Below are 14,422 nucleotides of genomic sequence, written 5' to 3'. Positions count from 1 at the left end.
GTCGGGCGCATCAACGGCGCACAGAGGCTTTCGCACTCCCGCCCGCACCCGATGCGCCCCCTCGCAGCCGGGAACCCGCCCGGCCGGGAGCCCCCGCGGCCGCCGTCGGACTACGCCCCTTCGACCTGCGGAGCGGTCTGCAGCTCGTCGGCGTGCTCGCCGGTCACCAGGTACACCACCCGGTTCGCCACCGACACCGCGTGGTCCGCGAACCGCTCGTAGTAACGGCCCAGCAGCGTCACGTCCACCGCCGTCTCGATGCCGTGCTTCCACCGGTCGTCCAGGAGGTGCTGGAAGAGCGTGCGGTGGAGGAGGTCCATCGCGTCGTCGTCCTGCTCCAGCTGGAGGGCGAGGTCGACGTCCTTGGTGACGATCACCTCGGCCGCCTTCGCCATCAGCCGCTGCGCGAGCTGGCCCATCTCCAGGATCGTGGCGTGCAGATCCTGCGGGATGGCCCGCTGGGGGAAGCGGAGCCGCGCGAGCTTCGCCACGTGCTGGGCGAGGTCGCCGGAGCGCTCCAGGTCGGCCGACATGCGGAGCGAGGTGACGACGATCCGCAGGTCGGTGGCCACGGGCTGCTGCCGGGCCAGCAGGGTTATCGCCCGCGCCTCAAGGTCGTGCTGGAGATCGTCGACCTTCTGGTCGGCCGCGATCACGCTCTCCGCGAGCTTCAGATCGGAGTCGAGGATCGCCGTCGTGGCGCGACCGATCGCCGACCCGACGAGGCGGGCCATCTCGACCAGGCCCTCGCCGATCGAGTCAAGTTCCTCGTGGTACGCGTCCCGCATCAGGATGTCCCTTTCCTACGTCTGCTTCGGGGGCTCATAGGGGCTCGTGAACCCCACGTTCCCACGCTCCGGCCTGAACGCGTCGGTTTACGTCCCCTCAAATGAACCATCACCGGCACCCAGGTGAATTCTGGGCGACGTCGCCTCTTCCCGCTGGTGGGAAGGGTGCGCGGCCCGGTCGTACGAAGTGAACCGGCAGGGTCTCCAGGGTGAACTCTGGGCGACGAGTGTTCGAGTCCACCCTCGGACGGCTGTGACCGGGGCGTACACCGTGCCTAACCTGGGGCCATGGACGTGAACGCGGCTGTCGCCGCAGCGGCAGCGATCGCCGGTGTACTCACCGGCGTCATCGCCGTGCTGGCGTTCCGCTGGAGTGAGCGGGAACAGAAACGCCCCACCCGCACCTCTCTGCACACCGACCCGGTCCTTCCGCCGGGCGTCGACACGGTTCTGTCCGTGCTCCGCTCCTCCGCGGTCGTACTCGACGAGGCCGACGCCGTGGTCAAGGCCAGCTCCGCCGCGTACGCCCTCGGGCTCGTGCGCGGCGGGAAACTGGCCGTCGAGCCGATGATCCTGATGGCCCGCGACACCCGCAGGGACGGGGAGATACGCCAGGCGGAACTGGACCTGCCCCGGCGCGGCACCGGCCGGGGAGAGGCACTCGCCGTGTCCGCCCGGGTGGCGCCGCTCGGCTCCCGGCTCGTACTGCTCCTCGTCGAGGATCTCACCGAGGCCCGCCGGATCGAGGCCGTACGGCGCGACTTCGTGGCCAATGTCAGCCATGAGCTCAAGACCCCGGTCGGCGCGCTCTCCCTCCTCTCCGAGGCCGTCATGGGCGCCTCGGAGGACCCGGAGGCCGTGGAGCGCTTCGCCGGACGCATGCAGATAGAGGCGACCCGCCTCACCAACCTCGTCCAGGAACTCATCGACCTCTCCCGGGTCCAGAACGACGACCCGCTGGAGGACGCGGAGCCGGTACGCGTCGACGAGCTGGTCGCCGAGGCGATCGACCGCTGCCGCCACCAGGCCGGCACCAAGCAGATCACCATGGCCGCCGGCGGCACGGCCGACCTGCGCCTGTGGGGCAACCGGGGGCAGCTGGCGGCAGCACTCGGCAACCTCGTGGAGAACGCCGTCAACTACTCGCCGGCCCGCACCCGGGTCGGCATAGCCGCGCGCCGGGTGACCGCGCCCGGCGGAGACCTCATCGAGATCGCCGTGACCGACCAGGGCATCGGCATCTCCGAAAAGGACAAGGAGCGCGTCTTCGAGCGCTTCTACCGCGTCGACCCGGCCCGTTCCCGCGCAACCGGCGGTACGGGTCTCGGGCTCGCGATCGTCAAGCACGTGGCAGCCTCGCACAGCGGGGAGGTCACGGTGTGGAGCTCCGAGGGTCAGGGCTCCACCTTCACCCTGCGGCTGCCGGAGGCGGGCGCCGCCCGTGACCGCGCGAGCAGTGACCAGACGCCCGGCCTCGACGAAGACGACGAGACCGGTCAGACCGACGGGACGACCACCGTCTCATCCCCGTACGAACCCTTTTCTGCCCCGGAGGTCCACCCGTGACCCGAGTGCTCGTCGTCGAGGACGAGGAGTCCTTCAGCGACGCCCTGTCCTACATGCTCCGCAAAGAGGGTTTCGAGGTCGCCATCGCGGCCACCGGGCCCGACGGCCTCGACGAGTTCGAGCGCAATGGCGCCGACCTCGTCCTCCTCGACCTGATGCTGCCCGGCCTGCCGGGCACCGAGGTGTGCCGGCAGCTGCGCAGCCGCTCGAACGTTCCGGTGATCATGGTCACCGCCAAGGACAGTGAGATCGACAAGGTCGTGGGGCTCGAAATAGGAGCCGACGACTACGTGACCAAGCCCTTCTCGTCGCGTGAGCTGGTCGCCCGCATCCGGGCCGTCCTGCGCCGCCGCGGCGAGCCGGAGGAGGTCAGCCCGGCCGCCCTGGAGGCGGGCCCGGTCCGGATGGACGTCGACCGCCACGTGGTCACCGTCTCCGGCTCCAAGGTCGACCTCCCGCTCAAGGAGTTCGACCTCCTGGAGATGCTGCTGCGCAACGCGGGACGCGTCCTGACGCGTATGCAGCTCATCGACCGGGTGTGGGGCGCCGACTACGTCGGTGACACCAAGACGCTGGACGTCCACGTGAAGCGCCTGCGGGCGAAGATCGAACCGGACCCCGGCGCGCCCCGCTACCTGGTCACGGTCCGCGGCCTCGGCTACAAGTTCGAGCCGTAGACCGCACGGCGCACAGCGGCACGACGGGAGTGACGAAGGGCGGGACCCCTGTCCCAGGGGTCCCGCCCTTCGTCATGCGCACGCACGGCACCTGCCCGTACGGGAGAACGGTGGCTGTGAGCCTCTCAGTGGCCCGCTGCCGACTCCGAGGCATCGGCGCTGGCCGACGCCGCGTCGGAGACCTCGGTGCCCGCCTCGCCCGTCTCACCCGTCTCCTCGGTCTCACCCGACGCGGACCCGGAGGGCGACGGTGAGCCGGTGGCCGTACCGGACTCCGACTTCGACGCGGACGGCTCGGTGCTCGGCGCCGCCGGGACCGCGCTGGGGCCCCAGTCGGAGAAGTAGCTGTTGGCGGGCACGACGAACGCTTCCAGCTTCACGTCACCGGTCTTGCTGAAGGTGAAGGTGACCGGCTGCGCGTCGCCGTCCTTGAAGGCCTCACGACTGCTCTCCAGTACGGCGGAGGCGTTGTCCTTGCCGCCGAGGACCAGCGAGCCGCCGGCCGGGACGGTCAGCTTGCCCGAGCCCTTGGCGGGCTTGAGCTGCGCGGCCTGCCCGATGCCCTCGACCTTGACGGACTCCAGGGTCTGGGGAGTGTCGCCGCTGTTGAACAGGGTCGCGGCGACCGCGGTCGGGCCCGTCGACTCCGGCTCGGGCTGGGTGATGACGACGGCGTTCTGGATCTTGATGACGCCGACGGTGACGGCGGCGTTGTCCGGCTTGATCTCCAGCGTCTGGGCCTTGTTGCCGGCACCGCACGCGGCGAGCGAGGCGATCGAGAACGCGATGGCGGCGGCGGCGAGGCTGCCGCGTCGAAGGCTGCTGCTCACGGCGGCGGCAACTCCTAGAACGTGGGCGGATCAGAGCGGCTCCTCTGTAAGGCCGCCCCAAGGGTCAGTCAGCGGCCTCAGGTTACCGAGCCGTTCCCGTGCCGCCGCACCCGACCCGCCCCTACGGCTGCCCGACCCTTGGCCGGACGCCGGTTCTCCACCCCTCGGACACTCACGTCCCCCGGGGTACTTGCATGTCACACGGACACATCCGCCACACACTCGTCCGTCTTTCACATAAGAACCCTCGGTAAGCCTCCGAAAGGCCCCCGCGCGGGCTTGCGGATTTCTCGTAAGGAATGCATGGCGGTCCGGGAAATTGATCTTCGGTCGATCTCCGGGGCGATCTCGGGCCGATCTCCGCGCGATCTCGGGCCCGCGTGATCAATTCCGGATTCGTCTCGCACGCGGCTCCGGTGACCGAACGGAGTAGCGGAAGATGGGCTCCCGGAACCCGACAAATCTGGACGTTCGGGCACGTGGGAGGGGATCGGGGGTGTTGTAACGTGCGCGTTTCTCCCCGCCGGGACAGCCGCTCCGACCTGCGAATACCGTCGTCCGCGGCCCCTCCGAAGCACGTTCCTGTTGGGATTGTCAAGCCCCGAGATATGCCCTGACCTGCGAAAACGCCATTCAGAACACGCGGTTTCCGTGTTACCCTGGATAGCCACGGAAGGGGTACCTGTCACATGACGTTCAAGGTTGGCGACACCGTGGTCTATCCCCATCACGGGGCCGCGCTGATCGAGGCTATCGAAACTCGCCAGATCAAAGGCGTGGACAAGACCTACTTGGTCCTGAAGGTCGCCCAGGGTGACCTGACAGTGCGTGTGCCAGCGGACAATGCGGAGTTCGTCGGCGTGCGTGATGTGGTCGGTCAGGAAGGGCTGGACCGGGTCTTCGAGGTACTGCGCGCGCCGTACGCCGAAGAGCCCACCAACTGGTCCCGTCGTTACAAGGCAAATCTCGAAAAGCTCGCCTCCGGCGATGTCATCAAGGTGGCGGAGGTAGTCCGTGACCTGTGGCGTCGTGAGCGCGAGCGTGGACTCTCCGCCGGCGAGAAGCGCATGCTCGCCAAGGCCCGCCAGATCCTGGTGAGCGAGCTCGCCCTCGCGGAGAACACCAACGAGGACAAGGCCGAGGCACTGCTCGACGAGGTCCTCGCGTCCTGACGCCCGTCGCGCTCTGATCGCTTTCTGACCAGAGGTGAAACGAGCGGTTCGGCGCAATGAAATGCCGCGGTGCCCGATGACGTATTCATGTCGCCGGGCGCTGCGGCATGTTCGTACCCCGGCCCGTTCGAACCCGGGGCACGTCATACCGGGAAACCCTGCACTCGGACGGCCCTCAGAATTCAGGGATCCGATACTCGGAGTGCCGGGCCCGGACAGTTGGCTCGACCATCTTCACGGAAGGGTCCGGTCAAGGCGTCGCGCCCGGCACTCCCCCAGCCCGTCGGCCGGGGTACGCCCAGGCCATACCCACGTCGGCCGAGCATACAAACCTGACAGGAACCGATGTCTGACGATTCGCGCCCCACGCCTCCCGGGGCCCGTACGGCGGCCGTGATTCCGGCCGCAGGCCGAGGCGTACGCCTCGGCCCGGGCGCTCCCAAAGCGCTCCGCGCGCTGAACGGCACGCCCATGCTGATCCACGCGGTGCGGGCCATGGCCGCGTCGCGTGCCGTCTCCCTCGTCGTCGTCGTGGCGCCGCCCGACGGAGCCGCCGAGGTCAAGACGCTGCTCGACTCGCACGCCCTGCCCGAGCGGACCGAGTTCCTCGTCGTGCCCGGCGGCGACAGCCGCCAGGACTCCGTGCGGCTCGGCCTCGACGCGCTGCCGTCCGGCATCGACATCGTGCTCGTGCACGACGCGGCCCGCCCGCTGGTACCCGTCGACACGGTCGACGGCGTCATCGAGGCGGTACGCGACGGGGCTCCCGCGGTCGTGCCCGCGCTGCCGCTCACGGACACCGTCAAGCAGGTCGAGCCCGCGGACACGGCCGGCGAGCCCGAGCCCGTGGTCGCCACTCCGGACCGGGCGCGCCTGCGTGCCGTCCAGACGCCGCAGGGCTTCGACCGCGACACCCTCGTACGGGCCCACGCGACGGTCACGGACAATGTCACCGACGACGCGAGCATGGTCGAGCAGCTCGGGCTGCGGGTCGTGGTCGTGCCAGGCCACGAGGAGGCGTTCAAGGTGACACGTCCGCTGGACCTGATCCTCGCGGAGGCGGTCCTGACGCGGCGGAGGCTGAACGATGGCTTCTGAGAGTCCCGAGGGCTCCGGGGCACCGCTGTTGCCGCAGGTCGGTATCGGTACCGACATCCATGCCTTCGAAGAGGGCCGTGAGCTGTGGTGCGCCGGGCTGAAGTGGGAGGGCCAGGGCCCCGGGCTCGCGGGCCACTCCGACGCGGACGTCGTCGCGCACGCGGCGTGCAACGCGCTGTTCTCCGCGGCGGGGCTCGGCGATCTCGGGCAGCACTTCGGTACGGGGCGGCCCGAGTGGTCCGGGGCGTCCGGCGTGACGCTGCTGACCGAGGCGGCCCGGATCGTCCGTGCGGCCGGTTTCACGATCGGCAATGTCGCCGTGCAGGTCGTCGGGCCCCGCCCGAAGATCGGGAAGCGGCGGGACGAGGCGCAGGCGGTTCTCTCCGAGGCGGTGGGGGCGCCGGTGTCGGTGTCCGGGGCGACGACGGACGGGCTCGGGTTCGCCGGGCGCGACGAGGGGTTGATGGCGGTGGCGACGGCGTTGGTTGCGCGGGTGGGTTGACGGGGGGTTTCTCGCCCCCGCCGCCCTTACCCTCCCCCATCGTCACTGCATGGGGCTGCGCCCCTCGCCCCCGTATCGCGCTGACGCGCTCGTCCTCAAACGCCGGACGGGCTGAAGATTCGCGGACGGGCTGGAGATGTCCGCCGGTCCGGCTGTCTCTCAGCCCGTCCGGCGTTTGAGGACCGGGGGTTCGGGGGCGGAGCCCCCGAGGCAGCTGCGGGACGGGTAGGGGCGGCGGGGGCGAGGGAAAAGCCGGTTCGCGTCACCGGTGGGGCACAGATGTCACGAATACGTGTCCCATACGGGACAAGGGTCGCGGGGCACGGGTCACCGCGCACTACCCTGGTGTGGTGACTATTCGCCTGTACGACACCAGCGCCCGGCAGATTCGCGATTTCACCCCGATCACGCCGGGTTGTGTCTCGATCTACCTGTGTGGCGCCACGGTGCAGGCGGCCCCGCACATCGGCCACATCCGGTCAGGGCTCAACTTCGACATCATGCGCCGCTGGTTCGAGTACCGCGGCTACGACGTCACGTTCGTCCGCAACGTGACGGACATCGACGACAAGATCATCAGGAAGTCGGCGGAGCAGGACAGGCCCTGGTGGTCGATCGGCTACGAGAACGAGCGCGCGTTCAACGACGGCTACACGGCGCTCGGCTGCCTCCCGCCCACGTACGAGCCGCGCGCCACCGGCCACATCACCGAGATGGTCGAGATGATGCGCGGGCTCATCGAGCGTGGTCACGCGTACGAGGCCGACGGCAACGTCTACTTCGACGTACGGTCCCTGCCCGGCTACCTCTCCCTGTCCAACCAGGACCTGGACGAGCTGCGCCAGCCCGCCGAGGACGGCGAGACCGGCAAGCGGGACCCGCGGGACTTCGCCATGTGGAAGGCCGTCAAGCCCGGCGAGCCGTCCTGGGAGACGCCCTGGGGGCGCGGCCGGCCCGGCTGGCACCTGGAGTGCAGTGCCATGGCGCACAAGTACCTGGGCTCCGCCTTCGACATCCACGGCGGCGGCATCGACCTGATCTTCCCGCACCACGAGAACGAGATCGCCCAGGCCGTCGGCTTCGGCGACGAGTTCGCGCACTACTGGGTGCACAACTCATGGGTGACCATGAGCGGCGAGAAGATGTCGAAGTCGCTCGGCAACAGCGTGCTCGTGAGCGAGATGGTCAAGGCGTGGCGGCCCATCGTGCTCCGTTACTACCTGGGCACCCCGCACTACCGCTCCACCATCGAGTACAGCGAAGAGGCACTGCGCGAGGCCGAGTCGGCGTTCGCGCGGATCGAGGGCTTCGTGCAGCGCGTGGTGGAGAAGGCCGGGGGGCCGGTCGAGCCCGCGGCCGAGGTGCCGCCGGCGTTCGCCGAGGCGATGGACGACGACCTGGGTGTCCCGCAGGCCCTCGCCGTCGTGCACACCACGGTCCGCCAAGGGAACTCCGCGCTGGCCGCCGACGACAAGGAGGCGGCCGTCGCCCGGCTCGCCGAGGTCAGGGCCATGCTCGCGGTCCTCGGCCTCGACCCGCTCGACCCGCACTGGGCGGGCGAGAGCGACCGCGGCGAGGACCTCCACGGAGTCGTCGACACGCTCGTACGGCTGGTGCTGCAGCAGCGCGAGTCCGCCCGTGTCCGCAAGGACTGGGCCACCGCCGACGCCATCCGGGACCAGCTCAACCAGTCCGGGCTCGTCATCGAGGACGGTCCCCAGGGACCGCGCTGGACCCTCGGCCCGCGCTGACCATTTCTTGATCGATTGTGCCGTCCGGGTGTCCGGGCGGCACACTTCATGTACGTACGTCATTTCGCAGGCGTGGTTCTCGCCCGCACAGCGGAGATGTACGCCCGTAGACCACAGTCGTACACCCGTACGCGTTCACACAGACAGGTAGGTCATGGCCGCTAACAACCGCCGCATGTCCGGCAAGAAGGGCGCGCAGGTCGGCAGTGGCGGCCAGCGACGCCGGGGCCTCGAAGGCAAGGGCCCCACCCCGCCCGCCGAGGCGCGCAAGGGACACAAGAAGAACCGCATCGCCGGCGCCAAGGCCAAGCAGCTCGTGCGCAAGCCCTCGCCGCGCGGCGGCCGGGGCGGCAAGGGCACGTCCGAGATGGTCGTCGGGCGCAACTCCGTCGTCGAGGCGCTGCGCGAGGGCGTCCCCGCGACGATGCTGTACGTCCAGCAGTTCATCGACAACGACGAGCGGGTGCGCGAGGCGCTCCAGCTCGCCGCGGAGCGCGGCGGCATCCACCTCATGGAGGCCCCGCGCCCCGAGCTGGACCGCATGACCAACGGGCTCAACCACCAGGGTCTCGTCCTCCAGGTCCCGCCGTACGAGTACGCGCACCCGGAGGACCTCGCGGCCGCCGCGTACGACGCGGGCGTGGACCCGCTGATCGTCGCCCTCGACGGGGTGACGGACCCGCGCAACCTCGGTGCCGTCGTCCGCTCCGTCTCCGCCTTCGGCGGTCACGGCGTGGTCGTGCCCGAGCGCCGCGCGGCCGGCATGACCGCCGGTGCGTGGAAGACGTCCGCCGGTGCCGCGGCCCGTACGCCCGTCGCCCGCGCGTCGAACCTGACGCGGGCCCTGGAGGCGTACAAGAAGGCCGGGATCATCGTGGTCGGGCTCGCCGCGGACGGCGAGGCCACGGTCGGTGACCTGGAGGCCCTCGGCGGGCCCGTCGTCATCGTCGTCGGCAGCGAGGGGAAGGGGCTCTCCCGACTCGTCGGGGAGACCTGTGACTTCCGGGTCCGGATTCCCATGCCGGGTGGGACCGAGTCGCTGAACGCGGGTGTGGCGGCGGGAGTTGTGCTGTACGAGGCTTCGCGCAAGCGGGGTTAGTCGGGGCTCGGCTGCCCCCGGGCGGTCGTCAGGCCGCGGGTGTGTGGGGGCTGGTCGCGCACCCGCGGCGGAGCCGCATGTGTCACAGCCCCGCGGCCTGACGGGGGCTGGGTTGATCTTGACGGAGTCCGGACAGATCCGGCCGGTCAAAGCAGTGTCCTAAACACACGTCACTCGGTTAGATGAGTGTGGACACCAGAACACCCCGCACACCCACGGGGGACAGCTCGTTGGGATTCGACGACGCTCCCGCGCTGAGCATGGTGAAGGTGCCGAGCGATCCGGCGCAGGTCATCGTCAATCATGCGAGCTTCCGCGTGCAGCTGAACACCGCGCCGCGGGCCCAGTCCCCGCGTGCCGCGCGGAACTTGAGCTCCGGCGGCGACACCGCGCGCGTCCCCGTAGTCGGCACCGCCGCAGGCACCCGCCGCCGCGCGCCCGTCGTCTGGAGCGGGAAGTCCGCCCCCGACGACACGGGCGCCACCCGGCTGTTGCAGGCCGTGCGGAGCACGAGCCTGCGCCACGGCGCCGAGGCGCCGGCGGGCGAAGGCGGCGCGACCCAGGTCATCCCGCGTGTCGAAGGCGAAGGACCCTCCGGGTTCGACGTCGACGCCACCGTCGAGACCCCGACCGTCCGCGGCCCCGAACGCCTCCTGCCGCAGCAGATGCGCAGCGCGGGCAGCGCCTACGAGGAGCTCGACGAACCCCCGTACGCGGAGGGCGACTTCGAGGACGACTCCTACGAGGACGACGACTACCGGGACGAGGACGACGGGGCGCTCAAGCGGCACGGAGCCGCCCCCGTCCGGCACGGGTACTACCCCGGCCGCCGGATGAACCTCGGCGTCGTCCTGCTCCCCATGCGCGTCTTCCTCGGCTTCATCTCCATCTACGCAGGCATGGGCAAGCTCTGCGACCCCGTCTACTTCGACGGCGGCAAGCGCGGCTCCATGGTCAAGTGGCTCAACTCGCTGCACCCCTGGGAACTCGCCGAGCCACTGCGCGAGTTCGCACTCCAGCACCCCGTCGGCGCCGGACTCCTCATCGCCTTCTTCCAGGTGATCGTCGGCGTCCTCACCGTCCTCGGTCTGTGGCAGCGGGTCGCGGCGGTCGTCGGCGCACTGCTGTCGGCGGCGCTGCTGCTCACCGTCAGCTGGAAGTCCGTCCCCGCCTACGACGCGCCCGACATCATCTACCTGGCCGCCTGGTCGCCGCTGATCATCGCGGGCGCCCCGGTCTACTCCATCGACGGCCGCCTCGCGGGCGAGGCCTGGCGCACCCTCGGGCCGCGCGCCGAGATCTGGGAACTGCGCCGCCGCGTACTGCGGCGCGGCGCGCTCGTCACGGCCATCGTCGTCGGACTCACGCTGCTCATCGGCTCGATGCTCGGCGGCGCCGTCCGCGACTCCGACCGCGTGGTCGTGCCCGGTCCGGGCGAGGCACCGCGCAACGAACTGCCCGGCTCCGCGCTCCCGGAGGAGCCCGGCGCGCGCCGCGACCGCCAGAGCCCGTCGGCGTCGGCCGACTCGCCCACGCGCGGCGCGACCTCGGCCAGCCCGTCGGGCGCCGCGACCTCGCCCGGCGCGACGGCCCGTGAGACGGCCGGCGCCACCGCGGGCCAGCCCAGCCAGACACAGGGCTCGGGCCAGGCCCCGCCGCAGCAGTCGGCGCCCCCGCAGGCGCCCGCGACCACCGCGGGACCGTCCTCCTCGGGCGGCGGCGGTACCGCCACGGGCGGCGGCACGGGCTCGGGCGGTGGCACCGGCTCCGGAGGCGGCACGGGCGGCGGGAGCGGCTCAGGCGGCTCCAGCGGCTCCGGCGGCAACTCCAAGCTGGTGGGCGGTCTGCTCGGCTGAGAAGCCCGTACGACGCCGATGGGCCCCGCACCTGACCGGTGCGGGGCCCATCGGCGTACGGGCCGGTCGTTTCGCTTGTCTCCGCGGGCCGGCTGGGTGTTTCAGAAGGCGCTCAACGGCCCAGCGCCGCCAGCTCCTTGGCCGCCTCCGTGAGGTCCTTCGCGGTGTCGATGGCGCGCCAGTAGGCGCCCTGCGGGATCGGATAGCCGGCCAGCCGGCGCTCGCGGGCCAGCCGCGGGAACGTGGAGCGCTCGTGGTCACCGAGCGCGGGCAGCAGCTCGGCGAACTCGGGGGAGAACACGTACACACCCGCGTTGATGCCGTGCGCGGTCGGCGGGGCCTCGATGAAGTCCGTGATGTGACCGAAGTCGTCGGTCTGCACGGCGCCCCACGGGAGACGGGGGCGGGCCAGCGCGAGGGTCGCCACCGCGTCGCGCTCGGTGTGGAAGTCCGCCATGTCGCGCAGCGAGAAACGGGTCCAGATGTCACCGTTCGTCGCGTACCAGGGGCGGTCCGGGTGGGGCAGGTGCTTGGCGGCGTACTTGAGACCGCCGCCGCGGCCCAGGGGCTCCGACTCGACCACGGTGGTCACGGAGACGGGCAGATCCGCCGACTCCAGCCACTCCTGGAGGACTTCGGCGAGATGACCGCAGGAGACGACGACGTCGGTGACGCCCTCCTCGGCGAGCCAGGTCAGCTGATGGCCGATGATCGGAGTCCCGGTGCCGGGGATCTCGACCATCGGCTTCGGACGGTCGTCGGTGTAGGGACGCAGCCTTGAGCCCTGGCCGCCGGCCAGGACGACGGCTTGAACGGGGCGCGACGCTGCGTTCGGATCGGTCATGCCCGAACTTTACGTGGCGCCCCGCGGGTTTTGCGGGTGGGTGTGGGACTGGCTGAGCGGGTGGATGGCCGCGGGTCCGTGAGGGCTGGTCGCGCCCCTGCGGCGGAGCCGCACGTGTCACAGCCCCGCGCCCCTTGCGGGGCCGGGGTGCGGCCCGGCGCCCCCAACGGGTACGTGCCCCCTGCCGGCTCAGGCGTGCTGGGCTGCCACGCCCGTGGCGAAGGACGTGTCGCAGACCGGGCGGGCGAACGACTGGGCGCGGACCGGGCCGTACGCACGCACCGCCGCGCGGCCCAGCGCACGGGCGATGGAGGCACAGTGCCTGCCGAGGGACGGACGGCCGTTCACAGCCTCCTGGAGATGGGTGAGGGCGACCCCCGGGTTCTTCTCCTGGAGCTCCAGGAGAAGCTTGTCGCGCAGCACGTCGTGCGGAGCGCGGGACGGTGCGCGCCGGGAGACGTCCTCGGCGGATGCGGCGAGGGCCGACGTCGAGGATTCGTTCCCCGACCAGTTGACCCGGGTGACCGCGAGCGTCCCGGAGAGCACCAGGACGACGGGCAGAACGAGGGCGAGAGTACGGCCGATCCGGCGGGCCGGACCGCGGCCGTGTCGAGTCGGTCGGCCGGAGGGGCCGCGGCCGTGTCGCGTCGAGTGGTTAGTGGAGTGCTTCACGCGAGTGAGGGTAGCGCGGGGTAATGATTTGGCGACATTTAGTAATCAGTTCGGGGGACGGGTGAACGCCCGTTTTCGAGTTTGATGTTGACGAACAGATGTCGAAATGACCGGTCTGCCGGGGTATTTGTCGACAACGAAGAAGGCCCCGCAGCGGACTGCGGGGCCTTCTTCGTCAACCTGGGTGAATTCTCCGGGATCCTCCCGGCCGGTCGGTGCGGTTGCGCGATCAGTCGGTGAGGCGCTCACCGGTGGAGGTCGAGAACACGTGGGTCTCGCCCGCGCGCGGCACGACGTGCAGCGTCGAGCCCTTCTCCGGGACCGCGCGGCCGCTGACGCGGACGACCAGGTCCTTGATGTCTTCGCCGACCTTGGCGCTGCCGTAGACGTAACCGTCGGCGCCGAGCTCCTCGACGACGTTCACGGTGACGGCGAGGCCGGCCGGGGCGTCCGCGGTCTCCTTCGACAGGGTCGCGGCGGCGGCGCCGCCCTGCTCGACGATGTCGAAGTGCTCGGGACGGACACCGACCGTGACCGTACGGTCACCCTTGTCGGAGGCGGTCTTGAGGGCCTCGCGGTTGACGGGCACCACGCTGTTGCCGAACTTCACGCCGCCGTCGGTGATCGGGACCTCGACCAGGTTCATGGCCGGGGAGCCGATGAAGCCGGCCACGAAGAGGTTCGCCGGGCGGTCGTACATGTTGCGCGGCGAGTCGACCTGCTGGAGCAGACCGTCCTTGAGGACCGCCACGCGGTCGCCCATCGTCATGGCCTCGACCTGGTCGTGGGTCACGTACACCGTGGTGATGCCGAGGCGGCGCTGCAGCGACGCGATCTGCGTACGGGTCGAGACACGGAGCTTGGCGTCGAGGTTCGACAGCGGCTCGTCCATGAGGAACACCTGGGGCTCACGCACGATGGCGCGGCCCATGGCGACACGCTGGCGCTGACCGCCGGAGAGGGCCTTCGGCTTGCGGCCGAGGTACTCGGTGAGGTCGAGGATCTTCGCCGCGTCCTCGACCTTCTGGCGGATCTCGGCCTTGTTGATGCCGGCGATCTTGAGCGCGAAGCCCATGTTGTCCGCGACCGTCATGTGCGGGTACAGCGCGTAGTTCTGGAACACCATGGCGATGTCCCGGTCCTTGGGCGGCAGGTGCGTGACGTCGCGGTCACCGATGTGGATGGAACCGCCGTTGACGTCCTCAAGACCCGCGAGCATCCGCAGGGAGGTGGACTTTCCGCAGCCGGAGGGACCGACGAGGACGAGGAACTCGCCGTCCGCGACGTCGAGCTCAAGCTGGTCGACGGCGGGCTTGTCGCCACCCGGGTAGATGCGGGTCGCCTTGTTGAACGAGACAGTGGCCATGGTGAGGGGCCCCCTTCACCGGCAGGAACGTGCCGGACGATCCGTTGTAAAGGTGGTGTACCGCTACGGAACGATCCGTAGTGGTGTAGTCCACACGAGCGGACTGGTTCAGGACGCTACCCCGCGTTCACACGTTCTGTCAGTACTCGGTGGGTAATGAAGTTCGAGATAATTTTCGACGGGGCCCCGCTGTGACGTGGG

At 70.4% G+C, this 14,422-nt stretch carries 13 protein-coding genes; 8 read left to right on the top strand and 5 right to left on the bottom strand.

From position 1 onward, the window contains the following. Window positions 1-110 precede the first annotated feature (110 nt). Window positions 111-788 carry a phosphate signaling complex protein PhoU gene (gene phoU, locus OHS59_RS20950; RefSeq protein ID WP_328494946.1) on the bottom strand — a complete coding sequence of 226 codons (678 nt, stop codon included), beginning with the start codon at window positions 786-788 and terminating at the stop codon, window positions 111-113. Between the two features lie 288 nt (window positions 789-1,076). On the opposite strand from phoU, the gene OHS59_RS20945 reads away from it, so the two are divergent. Together OHS59_RS20945 and OHS59_RS20940 are read left to right on the top strand one after the other, a co-directional pair. Further along, window positions 1,077-2,354, top strand: a complete 1,278-nt coding sequence (locus tag OHS59_RS20945; RefSeq protein ID WP_328494945.1) for a sensor histidine kinase — start codon at window positions 1,077-1,079, stop codon at window positions 2,352-2,354. Further along, window positions 2,351-3,031: a response regulator transcription factor gene (locus OHS59_RS20940; protein WP_307538050.1), complete on the top strand. Its 681-nt coding sequence runs from the start codon at window positions 2,351-2,353 to the stop codon at window positions 3,029-3,031. The genes OHS59_RS20945 and OHS59_RS20940 overlap by 4 nt, the downstream gene beginning before the upstream one ends. A gap of 125 nt (window positions 3,032-3,156) precedes the next feature. Here the strand turns inward: OHS59_RS20940 and OHS59_RS20935 are convergent, their stop codons facing one another. Continuing rightward, window positions 3,157-3,861: a copper chaperone PCu(A)C gene (locus OHS59_RS20935; protein ID WP_328494944.1), complete on the bottom strand. Its 705-nt coding sequence runs from the start codon at window positions 3,859-3,861 to the stop codon at window positions 3,157-3,159. Between the two features lie 689 nt (window positions 3,862-4,550). On the opposite strand from OHS59_RS20935, the gene OHS59_RS20930 reads away from it, so the two are divergent. The 6 genes from OHS59_RS20930 to OHS59_RS20905 all read left to right on the top strand — a co-directional run bounded on the left by OHS59_RS20930 (window position 4,551) and on the right by OHS59_RS20905 (window position 11,339). Next, the gene (locus OHS59_RS20930) at window positions 4,551-5,033 is read left to right on the top strand and encodes a CarD family transcriptional regulator (RefSeq protein ID WP_006380568.1); all 483 of its coding nucleotides are present in this window, start codon (window positions 4,551-4,553) and stop codon (window positions 5,031-5,033) included. Window positions 5,034-5,378: 345 nt separating this feature from the next. Further along, complete coding sequence (gene ispD / locus OHS59_RS20925; protein ID WP_328494943.1) at window positions 5,379-6,131, top strand: 2-C-methyl-D-erythritol 4-phosphate cytidylyltransferase; 753 nt, start codon at window positions 5,379-5,381, stop codon at window positions 6,129-6,131. Then, window positions 6,121-6,633 carry a 2-C-methyl-D-erythritol 2,4-cyclodiphosphate synthase gene (gene ispF, locus OHS59_RS20920; protein WP_328494942.1) on the top strand — a complete coding sequence of 171 codons (513 nt, stop codon included), beginning with the start codon at window positions 6,121-6,123 and terminating at the stop codon, window positions 6,631-6,633. The genes ispD and ispF overlap by 11 nt, the downstream gene beginning before the upstream one ends. 350 nt (window positions 6,634-6,983) lie before the next feature. Continuing rightward, window positions 6,984-8,384: a cysteine--tRNA ligase gene (cysS, locus tag OHS59_RS20915; RefSeq protein ID WP_328494941.1), complete on the top strand. Its 1,401-nt coding sequence runs from the start codon at window positions 6,984-6,986 to the stop codon at window positions 8,382-8,384. 154 nt (window positions 8,385-8,538) lie between these two features. Beyond that, window positions 8,539-9,483, top strand: coding sequence for a 23S rRNA (guanosine(2251)-2'-O)-methyltransferase RlmB (gene rlmB, locus OHS59_RS20910; protein WP_328494940.1), 945 nt, complete (start codon window positions 8,539-8,541; stop codon window positions 9,481-9,483). A 182-nt stretch (window positions 9,484-9,665) separates the two neighbouring features. Next, window positions 9,666-11,339, top strand: a complete 1,674-nt coding sequence (locus OHS59_RS20905) for a DoxX family protein (RefSeq protein ID WP_328494939.1) — start codon at window positions 9,666-9,668, stop codon at window positions 11,337-11,339. A 112-nt stretch (window positions 11,340-11,451) separates the two neighbouring features. Here OHS59_RS20905 and OHS59_RS20900 read toward each other — a convergent pair whose 3' ends face one another. The 3 genes from OHS59_RS20900 to OHS59_RS20890 form a co-directional block, all read right to left on the bottom strand. Beyond that, on the bottom strand, window positions 11,452-12,183 hold the full coding sequence (locus tag OHS59_RS20900) for a nucleotidyltransferase family protein (RefSeq protein ID WP_328494938.1): 732 nt from the start codon (window positions 12,181-12,183) through the stop codon (window positions 11,452-11,454). 189 nt (window positions 12,184-12,372) lie between these two features. After that, window positions 12,373-12,855, bottom strand: a complete 483-nt coding sequence (locus OHS59_RS20895; RefSeq protein ID WP_328494937.1) for a hypothetical protein — start codon at window positions 12,853-12,855, stop codon at window positions 12,373-12,375. 229 nt (window positions 12,856-13,084) lie between these two features. Beyond that, complete coding sequence (locus tag OHS59_RS20890; protein ID WP_328494936.1) at window positions 13,085-14,221, bottom strand: ABC transporter ATP-binding protein; 1,137 nt, start codon at window positions 14,219-14,221, stop codon at window positions 13,085-13,087. Between the last annotated feature and the right edge of the window lie 201 nt (window positions 14,222-14,422).

It is taken from the genome of Streptomyces sp. NBC_00414 (assembly GCF_036038375.1).
Taxonomy (GTDB): Bacteria; Actinomycetota; Actinomycetes; order Streptomycetales; family Streptomycetaceae; genus Streptomyces.
This window is presented reverse-complemented; position numbering and strand designations above follow the sequence as displayed.

Bases quoted from the DNA above. Each gene is read 5' to 3' on its own strand.
- phoU (WP_328494946.1), bottom strand. From the start codon at position 788: ATGCGGGACGCGTACCACGAGGAACTTGACTCGATCGGCGAGGGCCTG.
- ispD (WP_328494943.1), top strand. From the start codon at position 5,379: ATGTCTGACGATTCGCGCCCCACGCCTCCCGGGGCCCGTACGGCGGCC.
- ispF (WP_328494942.1), top strand. From the start codon at position 6,121: ATGGCTTCTGAGAGTCCCGAGGGCTCCGGGGCACCGCTGTTGCCGCAG.
- rlmB (WP_328494940.1), top strand. From the start codon at position 8,539: ATGGCCGCTAACAACCGCCGCATGTCCGGCAAGAAGGGCGCGCAGGTC.
- OHS59_RS20930 (WP_006380568.1), top strand. From the start codon at position 4,551: ATGACGTTCAAGGTTGGCGACACCGTGGTCTATCCCCATCACGGGGCC.
- OHS59_RS20945 (WP_328494945.1), top strand. From the start codon at position 1,077: ATGGACGTGAACGCGGCTGTCGCCGCAGCGGCAGCGATCGCCGGTGTA.
- OHS59_RS20905 (WP_328494939.1), top strand. From the start codon at position 9,666: ATGAGTGTGGACACCAGAACACCCCGCACACCCACGGGGGACAGCTCG.
- OHS59_RS20900 (WP_328494938.1), bottom strand. From the start codon at position 12,183: ATGACCGATCCGAACGCAGCGTCGCGCCCCGTTCAAGCCGTCGTCCTG.
- OHS59_RS20890 (WP_328494936.1), bottom strand. From the start codon at position 14,221: ATGGCCACTGTCTCGTTCAACAAGGCGACCCGCATCTACCCGGGTGGC.